3 protein-coding genes are annotated in these 3,086 nt (G+C 69.4%); all 3 read right to left on the reverse strand.

Going from position 1 to position 3,086, the window contains the following annotated elements; all coding sequences use genetic code 11:
* A partial coding sequence (locus ACWGJ2_RS40105) for a DEAD/DEAH box helicase family protein (protein ID WP_453351357.1) occupies positions 1–1,188 on the reverse strand: 1,188 nt, incomplete at its 3' end.
* Between the two features lie 15 nt (positions 1,189–1,203).
* Positions 1,204–1,824 carry a hypothetical protein gene (locus tag ACWGJ2_RS40110; protein WP_453351358.1) on the reverse strand — a complete coding sequence of 207 codons (621 nt, stop codon included), beginning with the start codon at positions 1,822–1,824 and terminating at the stop codon, positions 1,204–1,206.
* 106 nt (positions 1,825–1,930) lie between these two features.
* Positions 1,931–2,821, reverse strand: a complete 891-nt coding sequence (locus ACWGJ2_RS40115) for an endonuclease/exonuclease/phosphatase family protein (RefSeq protein ID WP_453351359.1) — start codon at positions 2,819–2,821, stop codon at positions 1,931–1,933.
* Positions 2,822–3,086 lie beyond the last annotated feature (265 nt).

Raw genomic sequence — 3,086 nt, forward strand, 5'->3', positions numbered from 1 at the left:
CACCAGCTGCAGGGCACGGCCGCGCGCCGAGGAGGAGTCTTCTTCCTCCTCCATCGACTCCGCGGCTGGATCATGGAGCTGCAGGAACTGCCCCCACGCCAGGTCGTAGCGGCGGCGGTCGGCCTCCGACAGGTGGACCGGGTGCAGCTCACGCTGCTGCGCCGGCAGCCCGAGGTCCTGAACCGTCGCCGACGAGCCCACCCCCCGCCGGTACAGCAGCTCCTTCACGGTGTCGACGTCACTCACCGCGCGCTTGGTCCCGTCATTGTCAGTGACCCGCAGGGAAGCGATCCAGTCCAGGTACGCCCCGCCCGTCAGATCCGCGGGTGCTTCGGCTCGCGCCGCGTAGGCGATCAGCTCGGCGGCGTACGCCGTCTCGGACAGGGAGGAGAACGGCGTGGCAGAGGCCGCGACGACGAACGGCGGGCGGCCTCTCTCAGGGTGGGTGAGCCGGTGCACCAGGCGGGAGCGCAGGGAATCGGGGTGGGCGAGTATCTGCGACTCGTCCACGATCACCGCGTCGAACGATATATGGGGGATCCCTTCGGCAGCGGCGGCTTCTGCGGCACGATCAGGTGTCAAGCTGGCCAGCACCAGCTGGTGGTGGGTGAAAACCTGCCACAGCCGCTCCGGGTTGATGACCACCCAACGTTGACCGGCGCCGAAGGTGTCGATGCTGCGCAGCCAGGCCGGGATGATGCCGTGCTTGGTGATCACCAGCACGGTGTCGAGGGGCCGCTGTCCCAGCCCGCTCACCGCCATCGCGGTCTTTCCGCTGCCCGTCGGTGCGACCAGCAGGTAGCCGGGGCAGCCGCTGGCATGCGCGGCATCGATCGCCTCGACACGCGGAATCTGATACGAGTGCAGGCGCTGCCGGACATGTCGTCGTTGGGGAGGAACCACGGGGACACCGTTGAGCACATCCTCCGCCAGCCGCTCGACGGTATGTGCCGGGGCGGCGTAGCTGCGCAGCGCCGTGGGGAGGCGTGCGCCGCGGTAGACCCGTACGCCTCCCCAGTTCCGCTCCCGCCGCACTCCGGGATAGGCGGGGACCTCCGGTGTCAGCGCCCAAAACCGGCTGCCGGATGTGACGGGCTGGTCCGGTGAGGGGACCGGGTGGGGGAGACCGGACACGTTCGACGGGGCCGGGCGTTCACTGACGTCGCTCAGTAGGCTGTGTTTCATCACGCTCGTTCGTGTTTCTCAAGGAAGGGCATAAGACGGAAGGGCGCGCATGGGTGCCACCCGGTGTGGGCCTGGCCGAGACCGGGCAGGACGAACAGACGGTGGCGCACGGGGAACCGGAGATAGGCGGATGCCGTAGCCGAACGTGCCCGCACGGCCTGCCACCCGTCCCTGCTCCTTGAGGACCGGCAGGATGACCGCACGGCCCGGATCGTGCTCCGCGATTTCCTCTCCGGACCGGCCGCCCGCGAGCACACCGTGTGTATAGGCGGCACGGGCGCCGGCCGGCACGTCGTCGACGCGCTTCGCCGCGTGCAGGTGCCACCAGGCTGTTCCGTGCCGCAGTGCCACGTGGACGTCGCCGACGCGCCAGACGGGACGGAGGGAGGGCACCACAACGGCCGCGACCGCACTGGGCGCGACGGTGTCGCCTGCCGGAACACCCCCCTGGGTGCTCAGCTCGGCGAGTGCCGCCGTGATCTGCTCCACCGCGTCACCGGGCGTCGTGCCGGGCGCCATGCGGGCGAGGGCGTCGCGGACACACTGGGCCGCACGCGCACCGCCGGTCAGCCCTCCGTACTCCCGTCCACTCTTGTCCGTGGCCCCGTCGATCACGGCCACCAGCTCATCCGTGATCATGATCTTGATTTCCTTCCGCTGCAGGTGTCGAGCTGGTACGAGGCGCCCCCGGGGGGCGTTATGGGCCGCACTCCGCCTGGGTGCCAGCGCGCGGTCTTGCCTTGGCTCATACGGCCCGTGCCGGTGTGGTGTGGGTGGGGGTGTAGAGGCGGGTGGGGCGGTGGAGGATGGCGTGGAAGGTGTCGAGGTCGTAGGTGGCGATGGTGGGGAGGTGGTCGGAGAGGCGGCGCAGGTGGGGGGTGTCGACCACTTCGTAGTGGGTGAGGGCGGGGGCGAGTTCGCCGCTCATGTAGGTGCGGTCGATGCAGTAGAGGCCGGGTGGCCGTCCGTGGTGGGTGCGGTATCCGGCGGTGGGGTTCATCGCTTCGGGCTGGCCGAGGTGTTCGGAGGCGTGGCGGGCGAGTTCGATGTATCCGGCGGCGAGCATTTCGCGGTCAGGCCGGTCGTCGCTGTGCCGTGTCCCGTTGTCCTGGTAGGTGCGGTTGGCGACGTAGGCGTGGTCGGTGTAGTCCTGCCAGTCGCCGCCTTCTCCGGCGCGGTAGCTGTTCCAGTCCCAGAAGTGGAGGGCGAGCCAGCCGGGTTTGGCGAGGGTGGAGCACCACTGGGCTTCGATCATGCGGATGTCGGATGACCAGTAGCAGGCGTGCCCGCACACGAGGCTGAGCTGGCGGGGGCTGAGGGTGCCGTCCTTCGCGCGGAGCCGGACGGCGATGTTGGCGGGGGCCTTCCACGGCGCCCAGGGATGGTCGTAGGTCTCGGCGCAGGCGAAGGGGCCGGTCTTGCTGAGGAAGATGGCGTTGTTGTTGGTGCTGATGCGCGATGTGGGAGTGGCGGGGTAGCCGTCCATGTTCAGCAGGTCGGCTTGTTCCTGGAGCTGGCCGGGCTGGACTTCCTGCTGGAAGTGGATGTCGGGTCCGATTTCGCGAATGAAGGCGACAGCGGCGCGCCAGTTGACGCCCTTTTCGATGTTCCAGCCCATCATCGTCACCGTGGTCATGCGGGACACCTTCCGGTCGAGGGGTGAGTGGTTGCGGAGCAGGGCTGTAGGGCGGCGGTCTCCGGCCCGTCGGGCGCGGAAGGCACTCGCGGGGCTCGGGCCGGTCTTCAACCCTCTACAGCCGTCCTCCCTTCCGGGGGGGCGCGGGGCGGAGACGGCTTTCATACGGCCGTCACCTGCCGGGGAAGGGCGTCGAGTTCGAGGAAGACAGTCACCGGGAGGTGGTCGGCCAGGGAGCGGGCGGTGGGGGTGTGGTGGACGGTGT

The sequence above is a fragment of the Streptomyces sp. NPDC054796 genome (genome assembly GCF_053611545.1).